The following is a 5,760-nucleotide window of genomic DNA, read 5'->3' on the forward strand; positions in this document are numbered from 1 at the left end:
TCTACCCGCATCCCCCATTCGAGCGATGCCGCCATCCCCCAAGCAGGGGCCAACGCCTAAGCCAGCTCCAACTGCGCAGAGTTGCGCAGTTGGAGCTGCTGGCGGGGCGATCACCACCGCAGAGCTGGCCGAGCGCACTGGCATCAGCAGGGGCGCTTGGAACACCTGGGCATCCAAGGCCGCCCCCGGAACTGTGCGCCACCACGCCATCGCTGGGAGCTGGCGCCTAATGGGCAAGGCCCCCGATGAAAGGGGCGGGCCGCCCCGTTGGTTGTGGCAGCAATGTCTAGATGAAACCTAGATGCCGTCTAGGTTTTGAACACTAGTAGAGGCAATCAATCAGGCCACTGCGGCCGCCTGCAGAATTGTCACAACCACGGCATTGTCACAACCACAACGGCCGTAGTCTATTGCGACAGGCGCCACCGCGATGCTCTACGTCACCTATCTGAGGCTCAGCCGCGAAGCCCGTGGAGGTCGCAACTACGGCCTAGATGCCCAGCGCCGAGATCTAGATCTGTTCCTGGGTCAGTGCTGCCCCGATGCCGATGGGTGCCTGGAGATCGCCAGCTACACCGAAGTTCAGAGCGGAGCTGATGATGACCGCCCCGAAATGGCGAAGGCCATCGCCCACGCCAAGCGCGAAGGCGCCACGCTGCTGGTGGCGAAGTTGGACAGACTCAGCCGCCGCGTGAGTTTCATCGCTGGCCTGCTGGAGGATCACAGGCTCAGCTTCCGCGTGGCCTGTATGCCAACGGCGGATAAGTTCCAGCTTCATATCTACGCCGCACTGGCGGAGCAGGAGCGGGAATTTATTAGTGCCCGCACTAAGGCTGGCCTGGCCGCCGCACGCGCCCGTGGCGTGGTTTTGGGAGGCCTTAGGCCCAACACCATCAAGACCAACGAAGCCGCCAAGGCGAAGGCCAACAGCGACGCAGAGCAACTGCGTGGAGTGCTGGCGCCGATGGTCGCCAGCGGCATGGCACTGCGAGCAATGGCTGATGCACTGGCGAAGGCTGGCCGCACCAGTCGCAATGGCACCCCGCTGCATCCCACGCAGGTGGCGCGCATCGTTCAGCGCCTGGGACTGTGAGCGCAGGCTGATGGCTCCGCCATCAGCTGCGCGCAGGTGCCCCCTTCTAAGCCCCCTGGAGCAATAACGCCGCCGCCAGCGCCAGCAGTTGCTGGGGGCCCTAGTCCCAAATCTGCGATAACGAACGGTCTAGTTTTCAAATGTAGTGATTGCCACGCTAAGATATTAGAAAGCTCTGCAATTATGAACTATTTGCAACTGCGCGAGGACTACAAAATTGCTCTTGGCCGCTGGGAGCAATGCGCTAATCGCCTGTGCGAGCTAATGCACTGCGACTTCGGCACCCTGGAACAGGCCCTGCTGGAACAGGGCGGCCGCCATCGGGAACTGGTGCAGCAATACGCCCGCCTAGGCATTGCCCTAGATAAGGCAAACGACCGCTGGGACACCGCCCAGATGCTGCAGGCCCGCGCCACTGCCGCCGCCGGCCAGCTAAACCGCGACCTCCATCTCATTGATTGCTAATTATGAAACGACTCACAAATCGCCGCCCCAACCCAATCGCCGCCAGAGTGGCCCCGCCCGTTGGCCAGGCCCTGCCCACCGATTGGAGCCAGCAGGCCGTTAATCATGGCGGCACCTTTGACCGTCGCGACCTCTCGCAGATGTGGCGGGAGCCGCAGTGGAGCGCCAAGACAAACAGCGCCACCGCCGAAAACATCATCCAAGGCGCAAGGCTAAGTAAGTGAGCGAGCCCTACGCCAGCGACTGGGAATACATCATCGGGAGAAAACTCCGCTAGACTAATGTAGTCGAACTGGTTTTTTGCAGCGGTTCGTACGTTTCCTCAATATGAGTACAGGGCGGAATTAACGTAACCGCCCCTTTTTTCAATTTCCCATGTAGTCATGAAAGCAATTCCCAACGCCCGTATTTATTCCCCCACCAGCGTGCGGTTCACGCCCTCCGAGCTGTTGGAAGTGGCGCAGGCCTGCGATTCCCTAAAGGTCTCCCGCTCCACCTTGTTGCGCCGGGGCGCCTTAACGGTCGCCCGTGAGCTGCAGGGCGCCTTGCCGCGCTGACCCCCAGCCGATACAACACCCCTAATCAGCCGCAATCCCGCGGCCCCCCTTGATAGCTCCGAGAACGGCAGGGACGAACACTCCCGCAGCCCCTCAAAAGCGAAAACCCCCGGAGGTGAGATTCCGGGGGTCTTCAAGGACAAGGCGCTTACGACGCCAGATCCCGACAAATGTCTGAACGCATTATGGCCCCTAGTGGGGGCCCCCAGCAAGAAATTGCTGCAACCATTCTATCTACCAAAACCCAGCCGCCACGGCATCTAAGCCCTAGCCATTGGGCTGAGCTGACCGAAGAAAGCGGAATAACACCAGCAATAGCGTCCAGCAACTTCCGCTCATTTGGCGGCGCTGGCTTCGCCGATCCTGAAAACGAGCGGCAGGTGCTGCTGGCCGAGGCCTTCGCCCTGGGCAACCAGCAGCCAGGCCACTCCTACCAGCGGCGGATGAAGCTGCAGTGGAAGTACGGCCACCTAGATGGCGGCGGCTGGCGCTTCATCGGCTCCGCCCTGCCTGGCTTCGCCGCTACGCCCCGCTGGAAGCCTGACGAGCCCCGCATCAGCGGCAATGGGAGGCCGATTAAATACGAATCACAGCCTGGCCGCAGGCCTGGCCTGTTGCTCCCGCAGGTGCCCGTAACGGTCTGGAAGCTGGTGGCCGAGCGCCACGGCCTGCCGATGCCTGCTGATCGCAGCGCAGGTTTTTGGGCCTGGGCACTAGCCACCCCCGAGTTGCCGATCACTATTTGTGAGGGCGAGAAAAAAAGCTGTGCCCTGCTGGGCCTGGGCCTGGCTGCAGTGGGCCTGGCTGGTTCGGAGATGGGCCGCATGGTGCTGGCCCGCGATGCCAAAGGCCGCGCCTGTGATGAAGCCCTGGTGCCCGAGCTGGCCGCCCTGGCTGCTGGTGGCCGCCGCCTGCTGATCTGTTTTGATGCCGATCCAAAGCCCAGCACTGCCCGCAAGGTGGAGGGCGCCGCCGTGCGCCTGGGTCACCTGCTGGTGAAGGCTGGCGCTGAAGTGCGGGTGGCGCGCCTGCCGCTGCTCGATGGGGCGAAGTGTGGCCCCGACGACCTGCTGGTGGCCCTGGGTGCCGATGCACTACTGGAGGCCCTGGCCGATGGCCTGGCCCTGGCCGAGCTGGCCTGGGAGCGCCGCTACTGGGCGGAGCGCCGCATAGAAGCCACCACCTGCGCGCAGCTGCGCGTGGGTGGTGGCTTTAAGGAACTGGTGAAGGCCCTGCAGCAGGCCACTGCAGCGATTGTTGGCATAAGGGCGCCGAAGGGCTTCGGGAAGACAAAAGCCCTAGAGCAGGCCCTGGCTGATTGCCCGCAGGTGCTGGCCGTCACCCATCGCCGAAGCCTGGGCGCTGCCATGGCCAGCCGCCTGGGACTGATTTGGCGCAATGACACCGACACCGCCCTGGGTCACACCCTGCTGGCTGATGGCGAAGTGATCGAAGGCCTGCCGAGCCGCTACTGCCTGTGCGCCGACAGCCTGCTGGCCATTAAGCCCGAAGCCTTTAGGGGCGCCGTGCTGGTGCTCGATGAAGCCGAGCAGCTACTGGCCCACCTGCTGACCTCCAGCACCTGCCGCGAGCAGCGGGGGCTACTAATCCAACGGCTGCAGGCCATCGTGGCCAACGCTTCGCAAGTGATCGCGCTCGATGCCGATCTGAGCGACAGCACTTTGCAATGGCTGCAGCAGGCCCGAGCTGGTGGCAGGGCCACCAGCTGCGCGCAGGAGGTGGCCCTGCTGGTGGCCGAGGGCACCCCCCAAGGCTGGCCTATCTATTGGTACGAAGAAAGCGCCGAGCAGTTGGAGCAGGCCCTACTGGTGGCCGCAGCTAAGGCGCCTGTATTTGTCACCACCGACAGCCGCGAGCGAGCAGCCGCCCTCCACCAGTTGCTCCAGCACCACCTGCCCGAAGCCAAGGGCCTACTCATCACCAGCGCCACCAGCAGCACCCCCGAGGTGCAGCAATGGCTGGCGAAGCTGACTAACGAGCAGGCCCTGGTGGCTGGGGGCATCCGTTGGGTGGTGGCCAGCCCCTCCATCAGCAGCGGCCTGTCCATTCAGCACCTCCACTTCAGGAGCGTGTTTGGCGTATTTGGCGCTGGAAGTTTTGACGATGGCGAAGCCCTGCAGGCCCTGGCCCGCATCAGGCAAGGCGTGGCCCGCCACATCTGGGTGAAGCCCGTTGTCAGGCCCCAGCAGCCCCCGTTGAGCGGAGCCTGGTGGCCCGTACAGGCCGAAGGTGACCTGCGCCAGCGATGGAACCATCAGGCCGCCCTGCTGCGCCAGCAGCTCCAACCCGATCTGCTGCTGGAGCCCAGCCCTGGCTCTGCTGCTGAAGCCCTGGCCGCCACCTGCCGCCTGTGGGCCGACCTCACCAGCCGCCGCAACTACAGCCACAGCCACCTGCGCGCCTTCATCAAGGCCCGCCTACGGGCCGAAGGCCACCAGCTACTGCCCCCCGCTGGAACCATCAGCCAGCCCGAAGCCGCCGAGCTGAAGCTGCTCAAAAGCCAGCTAAAGGGCGACCGCCAGCAGGCCCACGCTGAAGCTGTGGCCAGCGCGCCGATCATCAGCGCCGCTGAAGCTGACCGCCAGCGCCGCCTGCAGCAACACAGCCCAGCCCTGCAGCGCCGCGCCCTAGTGGAGCGCCTGGCCCTGGTGGATCCTGAAGCCCTTACGCCCGCGATGGTGGTCTGGGCCGAGCGGTGGGCTGGAGCAGCCGAGCGCCTGGCCTGCCTGCTGGAGCCCAGCTTGGCCCTGGTGCTCGATGCAAAGCGCCTGGCCGCCACCACTCCTAAGGGCGAAGCCCCCCTGCCCTGGGATCAATCATTCAGGGCCCAGCGCCAGCAGGTGGCCGAAGCCATTGGCCTGGCCAGCTTCATCGAGCAATTCCCGCTGGGAGGCAATAGCTGGAGCGGCGCCACCCCTGAGCTGATAGAGCTGGCCGCTAAGGCCCGCCGCTACGCCAAGGCCATCGAGCAGGGCCTGGCCATCCGCATCAGGGCCAACGACACCGACACCGCCCTGGTGGGAGCCCTGCTGCTCAGCTATGGCATTACCACCACCAGCCAGCGCAGTGGCTCCAACGCCCGCAACTACGGGGCCGATGCCGAGCAGCTCCAGCTACTGCGGGAAGCTGCAGAGCGCCTGCAGCGTAAGGGCTTAGGGCTTGCTCCACCTAGTGCTGTTTTGGAGGGCTTCGCTAATAAAACAGCCTGTGGTGGAGCACCCCCCGCAGAGCTGGCCAACCCGTGGCGGGCGGCGGCGGCTGGCGGTTCAATTGGTCTAGATGCCCAACTAGATGATGCGCCGCAGCCAACTAGCCATCAATTGCCCCTCGCCATTGCTGGAGCGCCTGCGCACCACAGCCAAACAGCAGGGGACAACAGCCACCGCGCTGGTGCTGGAGTGGATCACAGCAGGGCTAGATGGAGGTCTAGGCAGATCTAGCCCGCCTAGCTCAGATCTAGAAGCCCGCCTAGATGCCTTGGAGCGCCGTCTAGATGGTCTACCCGCATCCCCCATTCGAGCGATGCCGCCATCCCCCAAGCAGGGGCCAACGCCTAAGCCAGCTCCAACTGCGCAGAGTTGCGCAGTTGGAGCTGCTGGCGGGGCGATCACCACCGCAGAGCTG

At 64.3% G+C, this 5,760-nt stretch carries 6 protein-coding genes; 5 read left to right on the forward strand and 1 reads right to left on the reverse strand.

Translation table 11 applies throughout. The features are described from left to right. On the reverse strand, positions 1-210 hold a 210-nt coding region (locus tag KBY85_RS15670; RefSeq protein WP_254962390.1), incomplete at its 3' end, for a hypothetical protein. Positions 211-430: 220 nt separating this feature from the next. Between KBY85_RS15670 and KBY85_RS15675 the strand changes: the two genes are divergently transcribed. The 5 genes from KBY85_RS15675 to KBY85_RS15695 all read left to right on the forward strand — a co-directional run bounded on the left by KBY85_RS15675 (position 431) and on the right by KBY85_RS15695 (position 5,576). Then, a complete protein-coding gene (locus KBY85_RS15675) occupies positions 431-1,093 on the forward strand; it encodes a recombinase family protein (protein ID WP_254962391.1) in 663 nt (220 codons plus the stop codon). 183 nt (positions 1,094-1,276) lie between these two features. After that, the gene (locus tag KBY85_RS15680; protein WP_254962392.1) at positions 1,277-1,558 is read left to right on the forward strand and encodes a hypothetical protein; all 282 of its coding nucleotides are present in this window, start codon (positions 1,277-1,279) and stop codon (positions 1,556-1,558) included. A gap of 47 nt (positions 1,559-1,605) precedes the next feature. Next, positions 1,606-1,782 (forward strand): hypothetical protein, encoded by a 177-nt coding sequence (locus KBY85_RS15685; protein ID WP_254962393.1) that lies wholly within the window; start codon positions 1,606-1,608, stop codon positions 1,780-1,782. A 159-nt stretch (positions 1,783-1,941) separates the two neighbouring features. Beyond that, complete coding sequence (locus tag KBY85_RS15690) at positions 1,942-2,115, forward strand: hypothetical protein (protein WP_254962394.1); 174 nt, start codon at positions 1,942-1,944, stop codon at positions 2,113-2,115. A 170-nt stretch (positions 2,116-2,285) separates the two neighbouring features. After that, complete coding sequence (locus KBY85_RS15695; protein WP_254962395.1) at positions 2,286-5,576, forward strand: plasmid replication protein, CyRepA1 family; 3,291 nt, start codon at positions 2,286-2,288, stop codon at positions 5,574-5,576. Positions 5,577-5,760 lie beyond the last annotated feature (184 nt).

Origin of the sequence: Cyanobium sp. BA5m-10, from assembly GCF_024346255.1 — a bacterium.
Lineage (GTDB): Bacteria > Cyanobacteriota > Cyanobacteriia > PCC-6307 > Cyanobiaceae > Cyanobium_A > Cyanobium_A usitatum.